At 72.1% G+C, this 20,989-nt stretch carries 21 protein-coding genes and 1 pseudogene; 7 read left to right on the forward strand and 15 right to left on the reverse strand.

What is annotated here, in order from left to right; translation table 11 throughout:
- Positions 1-975: LacI family DNA-binding transcriptional regulator (locus tag GTW67_RS22545; protein ID WP_161166624.1), on the reverse strand; the 975-nt coding region annotated here is incomplete at its 3' end.
- Between the two features lie 284 nt (positions 976-1,259).
- On the opposite strand from GTW67_RS22545, the gene GTW67_RS22550 reads away from it, so the two are divergent.
- From GTW67_RS22550 to GTW67_RS22560, 3 genes are read left to right on the forward strand one after another with little or no spacing between them, the layout of a single operon-like run.
- Complete coding sequence (locus GTW67_RS22550; RefSeq protein WP_161166625.1) at positions 1,260-2,411, forward strand: Gfo/Idh/MocA family protein; 1,152 nt, start codon at positions 1,260-1,262, stop codon at positions 2,409-2,411.
- Positions 2,408-3,559, forward strand: a complete 1,152-nt coding sequence (locus GTW67_RS22555) for a DUF993 family protein (protein WP_161166626.1) — start codon at positions 2,408-2,410, stop codon at positions 3,557-3,559. Before GTW67_RS22550 ends, GTW67_RS22555 begins: the two co-directional genes overlap by 4 nt.
- Positions 3,556-4,392, forward strand: coding sequence for a sugar phosphate isomerase/epimerase family protein (locus tag GTW67_RS22560; protein WP_161166627.1), 837 nt, complete (start codon positions 3,556-3,558; stop codon positions 4,390-4,392). The genes GTW67_RS22555 and GTW67_RS22560 overlap by 4 nt, the downstream gene beginning before the upstream one ends.
- On the opposite strand, the gene GTW67_RS22565 is transcribed toward GTW67_RS22560, so the two are convergent.
- On the reverse strand, positions 4,389-5,216 hold the full coding sequence (locus GTW67_RS22565) for an SDR family oxidoreductase (RefSeq protein ID WP_161166628.1): 828 nt from the start codon (positions 5,214-5,216) through the stop codon (positions 4,389-4,391). The genes GTW67_RS22560 and GTW67_RS22565 overlap by 4 nt on opposite strands.
- A gap of 45 nt (positions 5,217-5,261) precedes the next feature.
- Between GTW67_RS22565 and GTW67_RS22570 the strand changes: the two genes are divergently transcribed.
- The gene (locus GTW67_RS22570) at positions 5,262-5,918 is read left to right on the forward strand and encodes a M15 family metallopeptidase (protein WP_161166629.1); all 657 of its coding nucleotides are present in this window, start codon (positions 5,262-5,264) and stop codon (positions 5,916-5,918) included.
- Between the two features lie 184 nt (positions 5,919-6,102).
- Here GTW67_RS22570 and GTW67_RS22575 read toward each other — a convergent pair whose 3' ends face one another.
- The gene (locus GTW67_RS22575; RefSeq protein WP_161166630.1) at positions 6,103-6,480 is read right to left on the reverse strand and encodes a winged helix-turn-helix transcriptional regulator; all 378 of its coding nucleotides are present in this window, start codon (positions 6,478-6,480) and stop codon (positions 6,103-6,105) included.
- 86 nt (positions 6,481-6,566) lie between these two features.
- Between GTW67_RS22575 and GTW67_RS22580 the strand changes: the two genes are divergently transcribed.
- Both GTW67_RS22580 and GTW67_RS22585 read left to right on the forward strand, forming a co-directional pair.
- Complete coding sequence (locus GTW67_RS22580; protein WP_346010717.1) at positions 6,567-7,487, forward strand: NAD(P)-dependent oxidoreductase; 921 nt, start codon at positions 6,567-6,569, stop codon at positions 7,485-7,487.
- Complete coding sequence (locus GTW67_RS22585) at positions 7,484-8,365, forward strand: NAD(P)-dependent oxidoreductase (RefSeq protein ID WP_161166631.1); 882 nt, start codon at positions 7,484-7,486, stop codon at positions 8,363-8,365. Before GTW67_RS22580 ends, GTW67_RS22585 begins: the two co-directional genes overlap by 4 nt.
- Positions 8,366-8,434: 69 nt before the next feature.
- On the opposite strand, the gene GTW67_RS22590 is transcribed toward GTW67_RS22585, so the two are convergent.
- The 12 genes and pseudogenes from GTW67_RS22590 to GTW67_RS22645 form a co-directional block, all read right to left on the reverse strand.
- On the reverse strand, positions 8,435-9,844 hold the full coding sequence (locus GTW67_RS22590; RefSeq protein WP_161166632.1) for a DUF6177 family protein: 1,410 nt from the start codon (positions 9,842-9,844) through the stop codon (positions 8,435-8,437).
- Positions 9,841-10,053 (reverse strand): annotated as a pseudogene (locus tag GTW67_RS22595) (hypothetical protein); the annotation flags it as partial. The gene GTW67_RS22590 and the pseudogene GTW67_RS22595, both read right to left, overlap by 4 nt.
- Positions 10,054-10,296 carry a hypothetical protein gene (locus tag GTW67_RS22600; RefSeq protein ID WP_161166633.1) on the reverse strand — a complete coding sequence of 81 codons (243 nt, stop codon included), beginning with the start codon at positions 10,294-10,296 and terminating at the stop codon, positions 10,054-10,056.
- Between the two features lie 19 nt (positions 10,297-10,315).
- On the reverse strand, positions 10,316-11,056 hold the full coding sequence (locus tag GTW67_RS22605) for an immunity 49 family protein (RefSeq protein WP_237518985.1): 741 nt from the start codon (positions 11,054-11,056) through the stop codon (positions 10,316-10,318).
- Between the two features lie 140 nt (positions 11,057-11,196).
- The gene (locus tag GTW67_RS22610; RefSeq protein ID WP_161166635.1) at positions 11,197-12,996 is read right to left on the reverse strand and encodes a hypothetical protein; all 1,800 of its coding nucleotides are present in this window, start codon (positions 12,994-12,996) and stop codon (positions 11,197-11,199) included.
- A gap of 27 nt (positions 12,997-13,023) precedes the next feature.
- Positions 13,024-13,494: a hypothetical protein gene (locus GTW67_RS22615; protein WP_161166636.1), complete on the reverse strand. Its 471-nt coding sequence runs from the start codon at positions 13,492-13,494 to the stop codon at positions 13,024-13,026.
- A gap of 18 nt (positions 13,495-13,512) precedes the next feature.
- Positions 13,513-13,902, reverse strand: a complete 390-nt coding sequence (gene rbsD / locus GTW67_RS22620; RefSeq protein WP_161166637.1) for a D-ribose pyranase — start codon at positions 13,900-13,902, stop codon at positions 13,513-13,515.
- A 28-nt stretch (positions 13,903-13,930) separates the two neighbouring features.
- On the reverse strand, positions 13,931-14,836 hold the full coding sequence (locus tag GTW67_RS22625; protein WP_161166638.1) for a ribokinase: 906 nt from the start codon (positions 14,834-14,836) through the stop codon (positions 13,931-13,933).
- Positions 14,837-14,934: 98 nt separating this feature from the next.
- Positions 14,935-16,887, reverse strand: coding sequence for a substrate-binding domain-containing protein (locus tag GTW67_RS22630; protein WP_161166639.1), 1,953 nt, complete (start codon positions 16,885-16,887; stop codon positions 14,935-14,937).
- Positions 16,877-18,403, reverse strand: a complete 1,527-nt coding sequence (locus tag GTW67_RS22635; protein WP_161166640.1) for an ATP-binding cassette domain-containing protein — start codon at positions 18,401-18,403, stop codon at positions 16,877-16,879. Before GTW67_RS22635 ends, GTW67_RS22630 begins: the two co-directional genes overlap by 11 nt.
- Positions 18,400-19,437 carry a LacI family DNA-binding transcriptional regulator gene (locus tag GTW67_RS22640; RefSeq protein WP_161166641.1) on the reverse strand — a complete coding sequence of 346 codons (1,038 nt, stop codon included), beginning with the start codon at positions 19,435-19,437 and terminating at the stop codon, positions 18,400-18,402. Before GTW67_RS22640 ends, GTW67_RS22635 begins: the two co-directional genes overlap by 4 nt.
- 384 nt (positions 19,438-19,821) lie before the next feature.
- Positions 19,822-20,307, reverse strand: coding sequence for a carboxymuconolactone decarboxylase family protein (locus tag GTW67_RS22645; protein ID WP_161166642.1), 486 nt, complete (start codon positions 20,305-20,307; stop codon positions 19,822-19,824).
- 174 nt (positions 20,308-20,481) lie between these two features.
- Between GTW67_RS22645 and GTW67_RS22650 the strand changes: the two genes are divergently transcribed.
- Positions 20,482-20,989 (forward strand): sigma-70 family RNA polymerase sigma factor (locus GTW67_RS22650; protein WP_202437566.1); only part of this gene is annotated, 508 nt, incomplete at its 3' end.

A 20,989-nucleotide genomic window follows, 5' to 3' on the forward strand; every position in this document is an offset into this window, starting at 1 on the left:
AGCCTCCTCCCGCCCCATCGCGATCCGCCCCGCCCGCGCCCCCGCCTCCGCCAGCGGCAGCCGGACCGTCGTCAGCGCCGGCACCGCGTCGATGCTGAACGGCAGGTCGTCGAAGCCGGCCACCGACACGTCCGCCGGGATCCGCAGCCCCGAGTCCCGCAGCGCCGCGCACGCCCCCAGCGCGACCGTGTCGTTCGCGGCGACGACCGCGGTCAGGGCCGGGTCCCTGCGCAGCAGCTCCAGCGTGGCCTCGTAGCCGGACTGCCGGTCGTAGCGGCCGTGGACCGTCCAGCGGGGGTCCTCCTCGACGCCGTGCGCGGCGAGCGCGGCCCGGTGTCCCTCCAGCCGGTGCCGGGTCGTGGTCCGCTCCTCGGGGCCCGCGATGTAGCCGAGGCGCCGGTGCCCGAGCCCGAGCAGGTGCTCGGTGAGCGCCCGGCCGCCCCCGCGGTTGTCGAAGGTCAGCGCGACCGCCCCGGTCTCCGGCGCCGGCGGCCGCCCGCACAGCACCACCCGCGTCCCGGCCTCCGACAGCTTGCGCAGCTTCGTCGCCACCGCCGCCTGGTGCGCCGCGTCCTCCATCGCCCCGCCGGTCAGCACGACGGCCGCCGCGCGCTGCCGCTGCAACAGCGTGAGGTAGGTCAGCTCGCGCTCCGGGGCGCCGCCGGTGTTGCAGACCACGGCGAGTCTCTCGCCGCCGGCTCTGCCGCCCGGCCCCACGATCTCCGACTGGATCGCCCCGGCCATCACCCCGAAGAAGGGGTCGGCGATGTCGTTGACCAGGATCCCGACCAGGTCGGACGTCGCGGCGGCCAGCGCGCTCGCGGGGCCGTTGAGCACGTAGTCCAGCTCGTCGACCGCCTTGAGCACCCGGTCCCGGGTGGAGGCGGCCACGGGGTAGTTCCCGTTCAGCACGCGCGACACCGTCGCGGGGGAGACCTGGGCGCGGGCCGCCACGTCCGCCAGTGTCACCGTCATGTCCTCGTCCTCCGGTCGCGCTCTCGTCGTACGCCTTCGTACACGGGCCACACGGGTCACACGGGTTGCACGGACCCGTCCCGGCCCGGTTCCGGCCCGGTCCCGTGCAGACCTTACGGCCACCGCCCGCCGCTGTTCGCCTGCTCGAACAACTCGCCCGGGTCACGGTCTTGTCCCGACCACCGTCCACAGGCTAGCTTCATAGCGAATAGAAAGCGCTTGCTGTATCGCCCGCCCCGAACCTCGGCGCATGCGGCGCGCGGACCGCGTACGAAGGGAACGACGTGACACGCAAGACGGTGCGTATCGCCATGAACGGTGTGACCGGACGCATGGGCTACCGGCAGCACCTCGTCCGCTCCATCCTGGCCATCCGCGAGCAGGGCGGCCTCGACCTCGGCGGCGGCACCGTGCTGTGGCCCGAACCGGTCCTCGTCGGCCGCCGCGAGTACGCGCTGCGGGAGCTGGCCGAGCGGCACGGCCTGGAGCACGTCTCCACCGACCTGGACGCGGTCCTCGCCGACGAGAGCGTCGAGATCTACTTCGACGCCCAGGTGACCTCGGCCCGCGAGGAGGCGATCAGGAAGGCGATCGCCGCCGGCAAGCACGTCTACACCGAGAAGCCCACGGCCACCGGCCTGGACGGCGCCCTGGAGCTCGCCCGCCTCGCGCAGGCGGCCGGCATCAAGCACGGCGTCGTCCAGGACAAGCTGTTCCTGCCGGGCCTGCTCAAGCTGAAGCGCCTCATCGACGGCGGCTTCTTCGGCCGGATCCTGTCCGTGCGCGGCGAGTTCGGCTACTGGGTCTTCGAGGGCGACTGGCAGTCCGCGCAGCGCCCCTCGTGGAACTACCGTGCCGAGGACGGCGGCGGCATCGTCGTCGACATGTTCCCGCACTGGGAGTACGTGCTCCACGAGCTGTTCGGCCGCGTGACCTCCGTGCAGGCCCTGACCGCCACCCACATTCCCCAGCGCTGGGACGAGGACGGCAAGCCCTACGACGCCACCGCCGACGACGCGGCGTACGGCGTCTTCGAGCTGGACGGCGGCGCGATCGCGCAGATCAACTCGTCCTGGGCGGTCCGCGTCAACCGCGACGAGCTGGTGGAGTTCCAGGTCGACGGCACCGAGGGCTCCGCGGTCGCGGGCCTGCGCAACTGCCGTGTCCAGCACCGCTCCGCCACCCCGAAGCCGGTGTGGAACCCGGACATCCCCGCCACCGAGGTCTTCCGCGACCAGTGGCAGGAGGTCCCGGACAACGGCGAGTTCGACAACGGCTTCAAGGCCCAGTGGGAGCTGTTCCTGCGCCACGTCTACGCCGACGCCCCTTACCACTGGGACCTGCTGGCCGGCGCCCGCGGCGTCCAGCTCGCCGAACTGGGCCTGAGGTCCTCGGCGGAGGGCCGCCGCCTCGACGTACCGGAGATCGCGCTGTGACCCTGCACCTGCCCGACGCGAACGGCACCCTGCGCGCCTACGAGCCGCGCACCGAACCCCTGGCCCTGAGCGGAGGAAGCGCTTTCACGTCCCGTACGGTCTTCTCCGCGGCGCACGTCGTCGCCGACCCGTACGCCGACACCACGCCCGACGGGCCCGCCGCCGTCGACTGGGACGCCACCCTCGCCTTCCGCCGCCACCTGTGGTCGCACGGGCTCGGCGTCGCCGAGGCGATGGACACCGCGCAGCGCGGCATGGGCCTGGACTGGGCCGGCGCGGCGGAGCTGATCCGCCGGTCCGCCGCCGAGGCGAAGGCGTGCGGCGGCCGTATCGCCTGCGGCGTGGGCACGGACCAGCTCACCGCCGGCACCCTCGCCGAGGTCCGGGCGGCCTACGAGGAACAGCTCGCGGTGGTGGAGGAGTCGGGCGCGCGGGCCATCCTGATGGCGTCCCGCGCCCTCGCCGCCACGGCCCGGGGCCCCGAGGACTACCTGGAGGTCTACGGCCACCTGCTGCGCCAGTCCGCCGAGCCGGTGATCCTGCACTGGCTGGGCCCGATGTTCGACCCGGCCCTCGAGGGCTACTGGGGCTCGTCCGACCTGGACGCGGCGACGGACGTGTTCCTGGAGGTCATCGCCGCCCACCCCGACAAGGTCGACGGCATCAAGGTCTCCCTCCTCGACGCCCAGCGCGAGATCGACCTGCGCCGCCGCCTGCCGCAGGGCGTGCGCTGCTACACGGGCGACGACTTCAACTACCCGGAGCTGATCGCCGGCGACGACCAGGGCTTCAGCCACGCCCTGCTCGGCATCTTCGACCCGCTGGGCCCGCTGGCGGCGGAGGCGGTCCGCGTCCTGGACACCGGGAACACGGAGGGCTTCCGCGCCCTCCTCGACCCGACGGTCCCCCTCTCGCGCCACCTCTTCCGGACCCCCACCCGCTTCTACAAGACGGGCGTGGTCTTCCTGGCCTGGCTGGCGGGCCACCAGAGCCACTTCACGATGGTCGGCGGCCTCCAGTCGGCCCGCTCCCTGCCGCACCTGGCCCGCGCCTACGAACTCGCCGACGGCCTGGGCCTGTTCCCGGACCCGAAACTGGCGGAGGAACGCATGCGGACCCTGCTCGCGCTGCACGGAGTGAACCGATGACCGACCCCGGCCTGTCCCGCTTCAGCATCAACCAGATGACGGTCAAGCAGCTGTCCCTCCCCGAACTCACCGCCGCCTGCCGCGACCTGGGCATCGGCAACGTCGGCCTGTGGCGCGAACCGGTCCAGGCGTACGGCGTCGAGGCGGCGGCCAAGCTGGTCCGCGACGCCGGCCTGCGCGTCACCACCCTGTGCCGGGGCGGCTTCCTCACGGCGACCGATCCCGTCGAACGGGCCGAGGCGATGGGCGACAACCACGCCGCGATCGACGAGGCCGCCACGCTGGGCACGGACACGCTGGTGCTGGTCTCCGGCGGGCTCCCCTTCGACAGCAAGGACCTGCACGGGGCCCGTGAGCGCATCGCGGACGCCCTCGCCGTCCTCGGCCCCTACGCGGCCGAGCGCGGTGTCCGCCTGGCCATCGAACCGCTGCACCCGATGTTCGCCTCGGACCGCTGCGTGGTCTCCACCCTCACGCAGGCCCTGGACCTCGCGGAACGCTTCCCCGCCGACCAGGTCGGCGTCACGGTCGACACGTACCACATCTGGTGGGACGACCAGGCCACCGCGCAGATCGCCCGGGCGGGCGCGGGCGGCCGCATCCACACCTTCCAGCTCGCCGACTGGACGACCCCGCTCCCCGAGGGCGTCCTCAACGGCCGAGGCCAACTGGGCGACGGCGCGATCGACATGCGCGAGTGGAAGGCCTACGTGGACACGGCGGGCTACACGGGCGCCATCGAGGTCGAACTCTTCAACGACGCCCTGTGGGCGAGAGACGGCAGGGAGGTACTGGCGGAGACGGTGACGCGCTTCGCGCAGCACGCCGCCTAGTTCTCGCCGGTGAGGAACTCCCGGGCGCCCCGCAGCGCGGTGCGCAGGGTGCGCTGCGTGGCCCGGCTGTCGAGCCGTACGTCGAGGGCCCCGGGAAGCCCGCTCTCGGCCCGCAGGCCGGTGGGCAGGCGGGAGGCGTCGAGTCCGTCGCGTCCGGCGATCAGAGTGCCGAGTTCGTGGCGGCTCACCGCCTCCGGTCCCGCCAGATGACGCACGCCGTGCGCGTCGGAGGCGGCGAGCTCCAGGAGGGCGGCGGCGAGGTCGCTGACGTGGACGGGGCAGCGGACGTCGTCGGTGAACAGGGCGCCGTCGCGGGTGCCGGCGACGAGGTCGTGCACCGCGCGGACGTGCGCGGACCGCCGGTCGCCGATGATCAGCGACGTGCGGGCCACGACGGCCTCCGGACACACGAGGCGAACGCCCGTCTCCGCGGCGGCCTTCGCCGCGCCGTAGGGCGTGACGGGGTCGGGGAGACAGGTTTCGTCGTAGTGGACCCGAGCGCCCGAGAACACCGCGTCGCTGGAGACGTGCACGAGGCGGAAGCCGTACGCCGCCGCGGCCTTCGCCAGCCGGACGGGACCCTCGGCGGTGACGGCCCAGTCGGAGTCGCCGCTCGTGGCGTTGACGACGACGCGCGGCCTCACCTCGGCGACGACCTGCTCGACGTGTTCGGGATCGCGCAGGTCGAGTGCGTGCCAGGCGACTCCCGGAACACTGCCGGGCCGCGTCGCGAAGGTCGCCGCCGTCGCGTACCCGGCCGCCACCGCCTGCCGGACCAGCTCCGCGCCCAGGAACCCGCTGCCACCGATGATCAGGACCGTCATGACGCGTCACAGTAGAGGACACGTGGCCTGCGGGATGATCAGCCCATGACCGAAGTCGTACTGATGTCTGATCCGAGGGTCGCGGCCGTACCTGTCCAGGAGTGCGGCGAACCGCTCGTGAACGTCCGCGGTGACGGCCGCCTGCTGGTCGACGAACGGAAGCGCGCGGACTCCGGCGAAGCCTTTGCCCACCTGCGGGAGGGCGTCCTCCACCGACTCGTAGACGCGCAGGCACAGTTGCCCGACGGGATGCGGCTGCTGTTCATCGAGGGCTACCGTCCCCCGGCCCTCCAGCGGCGCTACTTCGACACGTACGCGGACGGGTTGCGGGCGGACCACCCGGAGTGGCCTGCCGGGAAGATCCGCTCCGCAGCCAGCCGTTACGTGTCTCCGCCCGAGATAGCCCCCCACAGCGCGGGGGCGGCCGTCGACCTGACCCTCGTGGACGCCGACGGTCGCGAACTCGACCTGGGCACCCGTGTGAACGCCACACCGGAGGAGAGCGCGGGCGCCTGCTACACGGGGGCGGCGAACATCGGCGCCGAGGCTCGCACCCTGCGCACGGTCCTGGCCACGGCCCTCACCGCCGCGGGCCTGGTCAACTACCCGACGGAGTGGTGGCACTGGTCCTACGGAGACCGCTACTGGGCCCTGACGACCGGGGCCCGAAACGCCCTCTACGCGGCGAGAGAACTCGGCTGACCGACCGCCGCACAAAAATCTTGGACGACCCGTGCAACCCTCCCCCCACCCCGCGGGTCGTACTTGGCATCAGGACGCCTGCGGGGGGAGATCCGGGGGGATCGCGGGGGGACTGAGGGGGAGGGACCCGAGGGGGCCCGGTCGGTGACCGGGCCCCCTCGAAGCATGTGCGGGGCGGATGCCGTCAGGGCGCCGGTGCCACCGCCGTGCCGGGGTCGGCGACGACGAGGCCGTCCCGTTGGATCCGCTCACGGCCCCACGCGCCGAGCGGTTGCAGCGCCTCGTTGAGTGCCGCGCCCGCTTCGGTCAGGGAGTACTCCACCCTCGGCGGGACCTCCGCGTAGACCCTGCGGTGGACGAGACCGTCCTCCTCCATCTGCCGCAGATGCTGCGTCAGCATCTTCTCGCTCACGCCCGGCAGACCGCGCCGCAGCTCGGCGAAGCGCCGGACGCCGTGGGTGTGCAGCTCCCACAGGACGAGGCCCTTCCACTTGCCGCTGACGACGTCCAGCGCCGCGTCGATACCGCACATGTAGGGGCCGTTGCGGGGTGCCTTCGCCATGGAACCTCCCTGCTTACCAAAAGGTAAGTACCGCAGTAAATAGTGGGTACTTCCGCGACGATACCGCGTTGCGCAGGATGATCGACGTGCCTGAAACCACGCGAAATCCCCTCCCTCCGACCGACGTCAGCCTGCTCGGCCTCGGCGCGATGGGCAGCGCCCTGGCGGCCACGCTGCTCGCTTCCGGCCGCTCCGTGACCGTCTGGAACCGCACCGCCGGACGCGCCGAGGGCCTGGCCGCCCAGGGCGCCCGTACCGCGGGCTCGGTCCCCGAGGCCGTGGCGGCGAGTCCGGTGGTCGTCGCCTGCCTGCTCGACCTCCCCTCCGTCCAGGAGACCCTCGCCCCGGCCGCGGACGAGCTGCGCGGCCGCACCCTCGTCAACCTCACCACCACCACGCCCGACGAGGCCCGCACCCTCGCCTCCTGGGCGGCCGGCCACGGCATCGTCCACCTCGACGGCGCGGTCATGGCCGTGCCCGCCATGATCGCGAGCCGCGAGGGCCGGATCCTCTACAGCGGTTCGCGCGACGCGTACGACGCGCTTCTGCCGACCCTCGACGTCTGGTCCACCAGCGAGTACCACGGCGAGGACGCCGGACGGGCCTCGCTGGTGGACCTGGCGATGCTGTCGGGGATGTACCAGATGTTCGCGGGCTTCTTCCACGGCGCGGCGATGGTCGCCTCGGCGGGGATGACCGCGTCCGACTTCGCCGCCCGGCAGGCCCCCTTCCTGGCCGCGATGACCCACGGTCTCGCCGACTACGCGAAGGTGGTCGACGGCGGCGACTACACCGTCCCCGGCCAGCAGAGCCTGGACTTCTCCGACCTCTCGCACATCGTGCGCACCAGCGAGGAGCAGGGCGTCGATCCCGCCCCGATCGCCGCCGTCCAGGCACTGATCAGCCGCCAGATCGCCGCGGGCCACGGCGGGGAGGGCTTCCCCAGGATCTACGAGAGCCTGCGCGCCACCGCCTCCCGAGCCTCCACCGAAGGAGATGCCGCATGAACACCACCCCCGTCACCCTCATCGGACTGGGCCCGATGGGCCAGGCCATGGTGCGGTCACTCCTCGCCGCCGGCCACCCGGTCACCGTCTGGAACCGCACCCCCGGCCGGGCCGAGGGCGTCGTGGCCGACGGCGCCACCCTGGCCGCCTCGCCCGCCGAGGCCGTCGCCGCCGGTGAGCTGGTGATCCTCAGCCTCACCGACTACCAGGCGATGTACGACGTCCTGGGGACCGCGACCGACGCGCTCGCCGGCCGCACGATCGTCAACCTGAGCTCGGACACCCCCGACCGCGCCCGCGAGGCCGCGGACTGGGCGGCCGGACACGGGGCGCACTTCGTGACCGGCGGGGTGATGGTGCCCGCGGCGATGGTCGGCACCGAGGCGGCGTACGTGTACTACAGCGGACCGACGGAGCCCTTCGAGACGCACCGCCCGGCACTGGCCCGCATCGGCACGCCCCGCCACCTCGGCGAGGACCCGGGGCTGGCCCAGCTCATGTACCAGGCCCACCTCGACGTGTTCCTGACGGCCCTGTCCTCCCTGCTGCACGCCACCGCGCTCCTCGGCTCGGCCGGCATCACCGCGTCGGAGGCGGTCACGGAACTGATGCCGACCCTGTCCGACATCCCGGCGATCCTCCAGGCCGGGGAGAACATCGGCGCCCAGATCGACGCCGGTGAGCATCCGGGCCACCTGAGCACGGTGACCATGATGGGCGCCACCGCGGACCACATCGTCACCACGAGCACCGCCGCGGGCATCGACCTGGCCCTCCCACGCGCGGTCCAGTCGCACTACCGTCAAGCGATCGCCGCGGGCCACGGAAAGGACAACTGGACCCACATCATCGACGCCATCCGCACGCCCGGGGCGTGAGCGGGGGCGAGGGGGCGGCCCCCCGGGGAGCTGTGGACGAACTCAGGTCCGCCGACGCGGAGCACACCGTCAGGCGTCCGCCCCCGCTCCCGGCACACCGGCCCGCAGATGCGCCGCCAATCGGTGCAGCTCGCCGAGGGCGCCGGTGTCCGACCCGTCGCCCAGCGGATAGTGCAGAGCCGGCCCGGAGGCGGGCCCCAGGGCGACCGGCCGTACCTCGACGGGCGGGCGGCGGGCGTGGGTGAGGCCGATGCCCCGCACGTCCCGCGCGCCCAGGGTGAAGGCGACCGGGACGGGTGGCGCCTGGAGCACGGGCGCCGTGGTGAGGTCGCGGGAGGCCCGCCGCACCGAGGCCAGCATCGTCGTCAGGCCGTGTTCCACGACGAGGGTCTCGGCGAGCGGCTCGATCGCCTCAAGCGGCGGTTCCTCGCCCTCCCCGTATCCGAGGGTGAGCGTCACGTCCTGTTCGACCCCGGAGGTCGTCCGCGTGACCCGGATCCACGCCAGCGCGGGCCGGCCGGGATGCCCCGTCACGATCAGATGGGTCGGCTCGGGCGCCCGGTCACGGGCCAGCCCGGTCAGCCGACGTGGTGACCAGGGCAGGTTGACGGGTTCCGCGGTGCCCCAGCCGGCCGGCGCCGAGCCGGTGAGTGCGCGCCAGGCGGCCTCGAGTCCTTCGCCCAGGACGGTGTCCTCGTGCGGGGGGAGCACCGTACGGAACGCCACGACGAGCTGCCGGTCGCCCGACGGGGACGTCCGGCCGAACGCCTCGGCGACCGTGCCCGTACCGTCCGCCCCGGTCATGGGCGCGAACGTCCCGTTCCGCCACCGCAGCACCGCCCCGGACAGCCCGTCGTAGTAGCCCTGTGCCGGGTCCTGGACGACCCAGCGGTTGGGTATCTGGAGGAGGGTGGCGCGGGCCGCGGCGCTGAGCCGGACATGCGGCGGGGTGACGATCTGCAGGGCGCGGTCCGACTCGGAGGTGCCTCGCAGTACCTCGGAGAGCCAGGTGGTCAGGGCGAGGACGGGCCGGTCGGCCAGGACGACGGACGTGCTGTCGGTGAGGACGTCCACGACCGGCTGTCCGTCGTCCGGCGCGACGGCCGCCCGAATGTCCACGACCTCGGTGTTCGCCGCCGGGCCGGGCCAGACACTGCCGCCCAGCAGCAGGGCGAGCCGCCCGCACGCCGATTCCGCCAGCCGCTCGGCCTCGGGCACGGCGCCCGAGGCCCGGACCTCGGTCCACCAGAACGGCACGGGCACGTCCCGTCCGAGCAGCCGTTCGGCCTCCCCGGGGACCTGGACCAGCAGTGGGGCCTCCACGGACACGAGGGGCCTGCCGTCCGGGGCGCACAGCCGCAGCACGGCGCCGTCGGAGCCCGCGGTCACGCTCGCCTCGGGTCCGCCCGCGTACAGGCCGGCCAGCAGGGCCCAGGCGTCCGGCATCTTCGAGGTGAGGGCGATGACGTCCTTGGTCACGACTCCTCCTCTCCGGCTCCGGCCAGCGCGGTCTGGACGAGCCGGTGGTTCTGGCCACGGCGGACCAGGGTGCCGCGGCCGGGTGGCTGCCGGGAGGCGTACAGACCGGGGAAGAGCTGTCCCTCGGTGCGGTCGCCGGTCATCACCAGCGCCGTGGTGCCCGTCTCGCGCAGGGTGGTCAGGAGCGGCTCGTACAGGGCACGGGAGGCTCATGGCGTGGAGGCGCCGGGAGAGTACGGGCTCTGCCCGATCAGCCGGTGCGACACGAACGACCACCCCACGCAGCCCGCGCACAGTACGGCCGCGATCACCATTCCGGCGATCACCTTCCCCACCCGCTCGTCCACGGCACGCCGTTGCCGCTGCACCCCGAACAACAGGGCGTCCCGCAACCGCCGCCGTCGCACGGCGACGGATTCGAGGAGCTGGCTGTCGTAGTCCTGGGCGGTCATGGTGATGGTCTACCTCGTGTCAGGTGGGGAATTCGCCGAGCCAGCTGCGCTTGAGCAGGTGCTCGGGCAGGTATTCCGACTCGACCTCGACGGGCAGTCCGGCGTCGTGGGCGAGGCAGGTGACGGCGAGGATGCCGAGGGGAATGTCGCCGTCGCCCGTCTCCTGGCGCTCCTCGCTCGCGGTCCAGTACTCCTTGTGGAGCTCGAGCGCCTGCACCAGGGCCTCGTTGAACTGGTCCGGGTCCCGCTTGACGAAGCGGAAGAACAGATTGATCGGCGGATACAGGACCTTGAGCATCATCTCGCGGTCCATGAACCGAAGCCGGTCCGGATCGGTCCCGTTGAACGCGGCGACGAGCTTCTCCCCGAGTCCCGGCCGCTCCAGCCAGTACGTCTGGAGGGCGTCGACCCAGTGGTAGATGTACTCCTCGAAGACGGCGCCGGAGGCCCGCAGCGTCTCGACCGGCACCTCGCACAGTTGCGTCATCCGCGTCTGGTCCCGGCAGACGACCGCCAGCCAGAAGGCTTCCAGCCAGCTACCGGCGTCGGTGAAGTGCGTGACCCCCACGGCGGGGATCGTCCGCAGCTCATGGCCGATCACGCACTCCACGGTGGAGCCCTCGGGAGCGGTCGCCGAGGCGAACAGGGCAGACCCGACCTGCATGGCCATGACCCAGGCTTCCCACGTCTCCAGCTTGTCGGCGGTGGGGTCGAGGGAGCACTGGAGCTTGGCGGTGTGCAAGGCGCTGCTGAAGGTCATGCCAAAGCTTTGTGGCCACTCCGTCAGCTCCTCGATCTTACGGAGAATGCGCTCGTTCAATTCGGCCCGGAACGCGTCAGGATCTGGGTGGCTACCTTCCAGCATAGGCCGGGTAACTTTCGTGAACACGGGCGGCTTTCTCATTTCGTCAGGTCGAACTGCTTCATCTCATAACCAGCGTACAGAGCGCCATCAAACTTGGCTTTGACCAGGATGTAGTCCACTCTGCCCTCTTTGAGGGCACTTCTGAGCTCCTCCCTCAGAGCGTTTTCCGCAGAGGCCTGTTCGAGTCGACCTCGTCTTTCGTTGCGGTTGGCTCTACTTTCCATTTCGTCAAGGATGGTCTCGAAATACTCCTTCGTCCCCTGCGTCACCAACCGCCCACTGTGTCCCTTGCGCACTCCGAGGGATGCTTTCGTGGACCCCTTTGCCTCGACCACCACGTACCGGCCCTCAGGCGTCCGGTACACCTGGTCGAACCGGTTGTTCCCGAACGCCCCGTCGTCCAGGCGTTCCGCGCCCGGGTAGTGCTCCGGTATCGCGTGCTGCTCGGCCGCGTACTCGCCGAGTAGTTCGCCCTGCTTGTTGGCGTTGCCGTGGAGTGGCGAGTGCGTGCTGTCGGCCAGATCCCTCGCGGCGGCCAGTTCGGCCGTGGGGTTGGCGGCGTAGGCCTTCTCCGCGGCCGTGAGGGCCTTCTCCGCTGCCTTGTCGGCCTTGACGGCCGCGTCCCGCTTGGCGGCCTGTTCGTTCAGGTCCTTCAGAACCTCGTCGGGGAGGTCGGACACCTTGCCCGGGATGGGTTCCGGGCGTATGTAGCCCTCCTTGATCGCTGGAGGCATGTCACTCGCCGCGATCCACTCGGATGGAGCAAACGGATTGCGCCTGAGCTGGGGTACGGCCTGGCCGTATCCGCCCTCGGCGGACGTGGAGCGCCGATATCCGTTCTCGCGGTAGTACTCCTTGAACCACTCGGGGTCGTTGTTGGCGCGCTGGACCTGTCGGCGCATGGTCTCGCGTTCGGCGTCCAGCGGATTGCGGCCGCCGGATGGTGATCCGTCCGGACCGTTGCCACCTCCGTGGCTACCACCGGTCCCGCCGCGCTGGGCGGGAATCGAGCCACCCTCGGCTCCGCCGCCCGCGTGCCCGTCGCCGCCCGCCGCATGTCCTCCGGTGTCGCGTGCCGGCACGGTGTCCGTGCCGCGATTTCCGGAGTGCTCGCCGGCATGAGCGGCCGGTGCCGTGTTCCCACCGGCCCGGCCTGTCGCACCTTCGCCGACGTGGGCTGCCGTGCCCCCGGCCGCATGCACGCCCGCCCGGTCGCCCGCCCCGAAGAGCGCCCCCTCCTCGTGCGGCAGGTTCTGCTCCAGTAACTCCCGGTCCGCCGCAGACAGTTCCACCTTTGCCGGTGCCGCCGTCCCGTCCGCGCGGACGACCGAGCCGTCGTCCAGGTTCAGCCGGGTTCCGTCCGGCCACTCCACGACGTTGCCGCGGATGACCGGCATGTCGTCGGCGACCCTGACCACGCTGCCGTCGGGCTGGACCCGGCCCGCGCCGGAGAGGATGTCGTCGTAGGCGCCCGCGTGCACGCTCCGCAGGCCGGCGAACAGGTCGGTGACCTTGACCGTGCCGAACTTCGCGGCCTTGCCGAGGTACGTCATCGGGTCGACCAGCCGGGCCGTCTTGCCGAGCGCGCCGACCGTGCGGGCCACTGCCCCGCCCTTCGCCGCCGTTCCGGCTCCCCCGGTGAACACCGTGGTCAGGACGTTGAAGGTGACCGCACCGCCCGCCCGTGCGGGGTTGTCGCCCCACTGGTCCCAGGCGACCAGCGCCTTGCCCGCCTCCTTGACCGTGTTGCGGGAGTCGCGGAGGTACGAGGGCAGCTTGTCCTCGGGCATCCTCCAGTACACGTCGCCGACGACGGGCACCGCGGTGATGAGCAAGCCGGTCGCGAGCTTGCCGAGCCCCTTTCACGCCTCACCCGCGGCATCCCAGCCGTCGACGCCGACGAGGGTGCCGAGGCCCCGGATCGTGCCCCACACACCGTCGACGACGAAGCCCTTGCCGAACTCCGTCAGCTGGTGCCCCAGCCAGTCGAGCCCGTGCCGCTCCTTCTCCACGGTCTTGCCCCAGGGCAGTTCCTTGGACTGGTTCAGGAGATCGGCGGTGAAACCGTAGGTGCTGGTGCCGCGCTCCAGCAGTCGCTTCTGCGCACCGTCCTCGAGGATCAGTGTGGAGCCGCCCACCAGTGCAGTGATCTTGTTGTGGCAGGTGATCTCCGCCTGCCAGAAGGCCGCCGTGGTGGTGTTGACGTCGTGCACCAGATCGTTGTTGAGCTCGACGTTGTCCTCGTCCTCGCGCCAGTCGTCGTCCCCCGCGATCTGCTGCCGGAAGCCGATGGCAGTGGGGAAGCCGGGTCTCGGTCGGCAGACCGGAACCACGCGAAGATGCCTGCGCGCCTAGAAGAACACCCCGCACCGCAACAGCACGTTCGCGTAAGGCCGGGCCTCGCCCGTGCGGACCACCAGGCGGGCGCTCGCCGAGAGGGTCTTCAGGCGTTCGTGCGGGACCAGGGACAGGTTCGGGAAGTGGCCGGCCAGGAGAGTCGCCGTCTCCTTGTTGGCGTCCCGGACCTCCGTCGCCGCCGTCGCGCCCTCGATCACCAGCTCGGCCAGCAGGCCGTCCAGGACCTCGGCGAAGGACGGCACGCCGGCGCGGAACGCCAGGTCCACGACACGGGGCCCGTCGGGGATGGGCATGCCCGCGTCGCAGACCAGCACGCCGTCGCCGTGGCCGAGTTCGGCCAGGGCGCCGGCGAGGTGGCGGTTGAGTATGCCGGACTTCTTCACGGTGCTTCCCTCTTCGCCGTCTCCCCGCTCACAGCGCATCGACCTCCGCCGCCGTCGGGTACGACACCTGCGCCCCCGCCTTCGTGACCGCCGCCGCGCCCACCCGGGCCGCGTACGCCGCCGCCTCCGCGAGCGACGCGCCCGTGCCGAGCCGCCAGGCCAGCGCCGCCGTGAACGCGTCACCGGCGCCCGTGGTGTCCACCGCCTCCACCGTCACGGACGGCACCCGCGAGACGCCCCCCGCCGCCGAGGCGACCAGCGCGCCCTCGGCGCCAAGCGTCACGACCACCGAACGCGGGCCCTTGGCCAGCAGCAGCCCGGCCCAGTCCTCGGGGCGTTCGCTCACGCACGCCTCGCCGAGGATCACCTTCGCCTCGTGCTCGTTGACGATCAGCGGGTCGCAGGCCGCCAGGATCTCCTGCGGAAGCGGCTGCGGCGGCGACGGGTTCAGCACGAAGCGGCTGTCCGGCGCCAGGCACCGCACCACCTCCACCACCGTCTCCAGCGGGATCTCCAGCTGCGTCGACACGACCCGGGAGGCGTGGAAGAGGCTGGACGCGGCCCGGACGTCACCCGGTGTCAGACGGCCGTTGGCGCCCGGCGAGACCACGATGCTGTTGTCCCCGGACGGGTCGACGGTGATCAGCGCGACGCCGGTCGGCGCCCCGCCCACCAGCACACCGACCGTGTCGACACCGGCCGCCCGCTGCGAGTCCAGCAGCAGCCGGCCGTGGGAGTCGTCGCCGACCCGGGCCAGCAGGGCCGTACGGGCGCCGAGGCGGGCCGCGGCCACCGCCTGGTTGGCGCCCTTGCCGCCCGGGTGGACGACCAGGTCGGTGCCGAGCACCGTCTCGCCGGCACCGGGCCGCCGTTCGACGCCGATCACCAGGTCGGCGTTGGCCGACCCCACGACCAGCAGGTCGTAGTCGTACATGAATCGCTCCCCGATCAGAGTAGGTCCGCGTGAGTCCGAGTGAGGGGCGGGCGGTCCAGGTGACCGCCCGCCCGTGTGCCCGTGTCCCCGAAGGGCCGTCAGCCGCCGAAGCCGGCCACGTTCTCCTTGGTGACCACCTTCACAGGAACCTTCACCATCTTCTCCACCTTCTTGCCCTCGGCCGCCCGCAGCGCGTTCTGTACGGCGATCCTGCCCAGCTCCTTCGGCTGCTGCGCCACGGAGGCGTACAGCGTGCCCGCCTCGACCGCCTTCAGCCCGTCCGGCGTGCCGTCGAAGCCGACGACCTGGACCGACTTGCCGGCCTTGGAGCCGAGCGCCTTGAGCGCGCCGAGCGCCATCTCGTCGTTCTCCGCGAAGACGCCGTTGATGCCGGGGTGCGCCTGGAGCAGGTTCGTCATCACGTCCAGGCCCTTGGTGCGGTCGAAGTCCGCGGGCTGCTTGGCGACGACCTTGATGCCCGGGTAAGCCTTGAGGCCGGCCGCGAAGCCCGCCCCGCGCTCCCGGCTGGCGGAGGTGCCGGCCTGGCCCTGGAGGATGACGATCGTGCCCTTGCCGCCGAGCTTCTCGGCGAGTGCCTTGGCGCCGAGCTGACCGCCCTCGACGTTGTCGGAGGCGACCAGCGCGGCCGTGTCGGCCTTGTTGACGCCGCGGTCCACCGCGACCACGGGGATGTCGGCCTTGTTGGCGCCGCGCACCGAGGGACCGGCGGCGTCGGAGTCCACCGGGTTGACGATGACCGACGAGAGGGAGCCGCTGGTGAAGTTCTGGAGCTGGTTGGCCTGCTGCGAGGCGTCGTTCTGCGCGTCGGTGACCGTCAGGTCCACGCCCAGCTTCTTCGCCTCCTCCTCGGCACCGGCGCGGATCTGCACGAAGAACGGGTTGTTCAGCGTCGACAGCGACAGGCCGATCTTCTGCGACTTGCCCGCCCCCGAGGAACCGCCGTGCAGCAGCGAGGTCGCGCCGACGACGGCCACGGCGACGACGGCGGCGATCACGTACGTCAACGCCTGCTTCCCCTTGCCGTCCCCGGTCCCGGCCGCCGGAGTGGTCGCCCCCGCCTTGCGGCGCAGCGTGTCAAGCAGCACCGCCAGCGCGATGACGACACCGATGACGACCTGCTGCCAGAACGCGGAGACGGACAGCAGGTTGAGGCCGTTGCGCAGCACCGCGAGGATCAGCGCGCCGATGAGCGTGCCCGACGCCTTGCCGGTGCCGCCCGCGAGCGAGGCGCCGCCGATGACGACGGCGGCGATGGCGTCCAGCTCGTAGCCCTGCGCGGCCTGCGGCTGCGCGGAGGCCAGCCGGGAGGCGAGCACGATGCCCGCCGCGGCGGCGAACAGGCCGGAGAAGGCGTAGATGGCGAGCTTCTGCCGCTTCACGCGCAGGCCGGACAGCCGCGCGGCCTCCTCGTTGCCGCCGATGGCGTACATGGAGCGGCCGATGTAGGTCCGGCCGAGGACGAAGGCCGTGATCAGGCCCATCACGATCATCACGAGGACCGGCACGGGCAGCCAGCCGCCCAGCGTGTCACCGAGGTGCGAGACCGAGTCCGGGAAGGCGATCGGCGAGCCCTGCGAGATGACCAGCGACAGACCGCGCCCCACCGACAGCATGGCGAGCGTCGCGATGAACGGCGGCAGCTTCCCGTACGAGATGAGGAAGCCGTTCACCAGACCGCACGCGATGCCCGTCAGGACGGACAGCAGCACCGCGAGGACCACCGGCATCCCGGCCTCGGTGGCGCTCCACGCCAGCACGGTGGCCGACAGCGCGGCGACCGAGCCGACGGACAGGTCGATGCCCGCCGAGACGATGACGAAGGTGACGCCGAAGGCGAGGATCGCCGTCACGGCGGCCTGCACGCCGACGTTGAGGAGGTTGTCGGCGGTCAGGAAGTCCCCGGAGAGCGCCGACATGGCGACGACGAGGACGATCAGCGCGGTCAGCGCGCCGTTGTCGAGGAGCAGACGGCGCAGGCCGCCCGTGGCGCCCTGCGCGCCCGGCTTGCTCTTGAGCGTGTCAGTGGCCACGGGGGGCCTCCGTTCCGTTGGTGTGCGTGCTGACGGCGAGGGCCATCACGGCGTCCTGGGTGGCCTGTTCGGCGGGCAGTTCGCCCGCGACGCGGCCCTGGGCCATGACCACGACCCGGTCGCTCATGCCGAGCACCTCCGGCAGATCGCTGGAGATCATGAGCACGGCGGCACCGGCGGCCGTCAGTTCGTTGACGAGCTGGTAGATCTCGACCTTGGCGCCGACGTCGATGCCGCGCGTCGGCTCGTCGAGGATCAGCACCTTGGTGTCGGCCAGCAGCCACTTGCCGATGACGACCTTCTGCTGGTTGCCGCCGGACAGGGTCCGCACGTGCTGGCCGAGTCCGGCCATGCGCACGCCGAGCTGCCCGGCGATCCGCCCGGCCGCCTCGTGCTGCCCCTTGAGGTCGACGAGCCCGGCACGGGCGGTGGACCTGAGCGTCACCAGCCCGAGGTTCTCCTCGACGGAGGCGTCGAGGACGAGTCCCTGGCCCTTGCGGTCCTCGGGGACGAGCCCGATCCCGGCGGCCATCGCGGCGTTCACGTCGTGCCGGCGCAGCGGGGCGCCCGCGACGTGCACGGTCCCGGCGTCGTAGGGGTCCGCGCCGAACACGGCACGCACCACCTCGGTCCGCCCGGCGCCGACGAGCCCGGCGATGCCGACGACCTCACCGGCCCGCACCTCGAAGCTCACGTCGTGGAAGACGCCGTCCCGGGTCAGCCCCTCGACCTTGAGCAACGCCTCGCCGGCGTCACCGCGTTCGCGCGGGTACTGCTGCTCGATCGACCGCCCGACCATGAGGCGCACGAGCTCGTCCTCCGGGGTGGAGGCGGGCACCTGCCCGACACTCCTGCCGTCCCGGATGACCGTGACCCGGTCGCCGAGGGCGGCGATCTCCTCCAGGTGGTGGGTGATGAAGACGACGCCGACGCCGTCCTCGCGCAGCCGCCGCACGATGGCGAACAGCTTCTCGACCTCCTCGGAGGTGAGCACGGCGGTCGGCTCGTCCATGATGAGCACGCGCGCGTCCAGGCTGAGCGCCTTGGCGATCTCGACCATCTGGAGCCGGGCGATGCCCAGTTCGCGCACGCGGGTACGGGGCGAGACGCGCAGACCGACGCGCTTCAGCAGCACCTCGGCGTCGGCGTCCATCTTCTTCCGGTCGATCATGCCGAGCCGGCGCGGCTGGCGCCCCAGGAAGATGTTCTCGGCGACCGTCAGATCGGGGACGAGGTTGAACTCCTGGTAGATGGTGGCGATCCCGAGCCGCTCGGAGTCCTGCGCACCGTTGATGCGCACCTCCTCGCCGCCGGCCAGGATCCGCCCGGCGTCGGGCGTGTAGGCGCCGGAGAGCATCTTGATCAGCGTGCTCTTGCCCGCGCCGTTCTCGCCGAGGAGCACGTGCACCTCGCCCCGGCGCAGGTCGAAGTCGACGCTGTCGAGCGCGACGACACCGGGGAAGGTCTTGCGGATGCCCTCGATGCGCAGCAACTCGTCCGGACTGCGGCTGCTCACGGCGTACTCCTTCGTACGGGGGACGGGTTTTCTCGCGTAGGGGCGGCCTCGCCGCAGGAGCGGCGCGCGACGAGCCGCGCCGGGAGGGTGACGGACGCGCCGGCCCGCCCCTCGATGCGGTCGACCAGCGCGCGTACGGCCGCCCGGCCGAGGTCGCCCGTGGGCTGGGCGATCGCGGTGACCGGCGGATCGGTGTGCACGAACCAGCGGATGTCGTCGAACGCGGCGAGTGCGATGTCGTCGGGGATCCGCAGCCCGCGCGCGCGTACGGCGTCCAGGGCGCCGAGCGCCATCAGGTTGTCGGCGGCGAAGACGACCTCGGGCGGCTCGGGCAGGTCGAGGAAGCCCTCGGTGACCCGGCGTCCGCTGTCGGCCTGGAAGTCGCCCTGGCCGATGTAGGCGTCGGGCAGCGGGAGCCCGTACGCGGCCAGCGCCTCGCGGAAGGCGTCGACGCGCTCGCGGCCGGTCGTGGTGGCGGCGGGCCCGGCGATGATGGCGAGCCGCCGGTGCCCGAGCCCGTACAGGTGCGCGACCAGGTCCCGCACCGCGGCCCGCCCGTCCGACCGCACCACGGGCACGTCGACGCCGGGGATCCAGCGGTCGACGAACACCATGGGCGTCCCGGCCCGCGCGGCGTCCAGCATGCGCGGGGAGCCGCCGTCGGTGGGGGAGACGAGCAGCCCGTCGATACGGCGGTCCAGCAGCGTCGTGACGTGGTGGTCCTGGAGGTCGGGCCGCTCGTCGGCGTTGCCGATGATGACGCTGTAGCCGAGCGCGCGGGCCTCCTCCTCGACGGAGCGGGCCAGTTCGGTGAAGTACGGGTTCAGCACGTCGCTGATGACCAGGCCGAGGGTGCGGGTCTGGGCGGTGCGCAGCGACCGGGCGACGGCGTTCGGGCGGTAGCCCAGCGTCTCGACGGCGGCCAGCACGCGCGTGCGTGCGTCCGGGCTGACGGACGGGTGGCCGTTGAGGACGCGCGAGACCGTCGCGACGGACACGCCCGCCTCGGCGGCGACGTCCTTGATGCTCGCCATCGCCGTTCCACCTCCTCGTGGAATCGATTACACGGAGGATTGGAATCGATTACACGGGTGGCTGGCAAGGGGGTGCGGGGTGGCCGAAACCCAATCGTGACCGAGGGGCCTGCCCGGCCGGGGTGATGCGGCGGCCCGGGCCGGGGCGTGCGATGACCCGGCCACGGACGTGCGGCGGCTCGGCCCCGGACATGCGGCGGCCCGGCCCCGGACATGCGGCGGCCCGGCCCCGGACGTGCGGCCGCCCGGCCCCGGACATGCGGCGGCCCGGCTCGGGAGGGAGGAACCCCGAGCCGGGCCGGGCCGGACCAGCCGCGTCTGCCGCCGGACGTCAGCCCATCGCGTGCCGTCGGGCGTCGGCCGCCGGACGTCTGCCGCCGGGCGTCAGCCCATCGCGGCGGCGAACATGCCGGCCTCGTAGGAGCCGCCCGGCTGGTGCACGATCACGGCGAGCCGGTTGGCCGCGTTGATCAGGGCGACCAGGGTGACCAGGGCGGCGATCTGGTCGTCGTCGTAGTGCTTGCGCACGAGCGCCCAGGTCTCGTCGGACACGCCCTCGTGGGCGTCGGCGAGCCGGGTGCCCTCCTCGGCGAGCGCCAGCGCGGCCTGCTCCGCCTCGGTGAACACGGTCGACTCCCGCCAGGCGGCGACCAGGTGCAGCCGGACCGCGCTCTCCCCGGCGGCCGCGGCCTCCTTGGTGTGCATGTCGATGCAGTGCCCGCAGCCGTTGATCTGGCTGGCGCGCAGCGAGACCAGCTCCTGCGTGGACTGCGGCAGCGGCGACTGGTGGAGCAGCTGGGCGAAACCGGCGAACCGCTTGGCGAACCGGGCGCCGAGCTCGTTCTCGAAGAGGTTGAATCGGATGTCCATGGCCTCGTCCTCACTGTGGTTCGTACGGAACGAACACAAGATGCCGACGGCCCGGATCCTGTGACAGGTCCACAATGTGACGTGCGCCACTCGGCCCGGGTGTCACGGGAGGCCGGTGACCGGTGTCCTGTGCGCATGACACGGATGCGGGCGAACGAGCGGGAGCTGCTGGTCATGAGCGAGGAGAACGACCGCGAGGAGCAGGGCGTCGACGCGGGCACCGAACGGCTCGGCGGCGGGCGCACGGACGTCGCCACGGACGCCTTCGTCACCCATCGCAACCTGCTCTTCACCGTCGCCTACGAGCTGCTCGGCTCGGCCGCCGACGCCGAGGACGTGCTCCAGGAGACCTGGCTGCGATGGGCGGGCGTCGACCTCGCCGAGGTGCGCGACCCGCGCGCGTACCTGGTGCGGATCACCACCCGGCAGGCGTTGAACCGGCTGCGTACGCTCGGCCGCCGCAAGGAGTCCTACGTCGGCTCCTGGCTGCCCGAGCCGCTGCTCACCACGCCCGACGTGGCCGAGGACGTCGAGCTGGCCGACAGCGTCTCGATGGCGATGATGCTGGTCCTGGAGACGCTGACGCCGACCGAGCGGGCGGTGTTCGTGCTGCGGGAGGTCTTCGCCCTGGACTACGACGAGATCGCCGAGGCCGTCGACAAGAGTCCGGCCGCCGTCCGTA

The organism is Streptomyces sp. SID5910 (genome assembly GCF_009862125.1).
In the GTDB taxonomy this organism is placed as follows: Bacteria; Actinomycetota; Actinomycetes; order Streptomycetales; family Streptomycetaceae; genus Streptomyces.

Coding starts and splice junctions, on each gene's coding strand:
- GTW67_RS22560 (WP_161166627.1), top strand. CDS start 3,556: ATGACCGACCCCGGCCTGTCCCGCTTCAGCATCAACCAGATGACGGTC.
- GTW67_RS22565 (WP_161166628.1), bottom strand. CDS start 5,216: ATGACGGTCCTGATCATCGGTGGCAGCGGGTTCCTGGGCGCGGAGCTG.
- GTW67_RS22570 (WP_161166629.1), top strand. CDS start 5,262: ATGACCGAAGTCGTACTGATGTCTGATCCGAGGGTCGCGGCCGTACCT.
- GTW67_RS22575 (WP_161166630.1), bottom strand. CDS start 6,480: ATGGCGAAGGCACCCCGCAACGGCCCCTACATGTGCGGTATCGACGCG.
- GTW67_RS22585 (WP_161166631.1), top strand. CDS start 7,484: ATGAACACCACCCCCGTCACCCTCATCGGACTGGGCCCGATGGGCCAG.
- GTW67_RS22600 (WP_161166633.1), bottom strand. CDS start 10,296: ATGACCGCCCAGGACTACGACAGCCAGCTCCTCGAATCCGTCGCCGTG.
- GTW67_RS22605 (WP_237518985.1), bottom strand. CDS start 11,056: ATGACCTTCAGCAGCGCCTTGCACACCGCCAAGCTCCAGTGCTCCCTC.
- GTW67_RS22625 (WP_161166638.1), bottom strand. CDS start 14,836: ATGTACGACTACGACCTGCTGGTCGTGGGGTCGGCCAACGCCGACCTG.
- GTW67_RS22640 (WP_161166641.1), bottom strand. CDS start 19,437: ATGGCGAGCATCAAGGACGTCGCCGCCGAGGCGGGCGTGTCCGTCGCG.
- GTW67_RS22645 (WP_161166642.1), bottom strand. CDS start 20,307: ATGGACATCCGATTCAACCTCTTCGAGAACGAGCTCGGCGCCCGGTTC.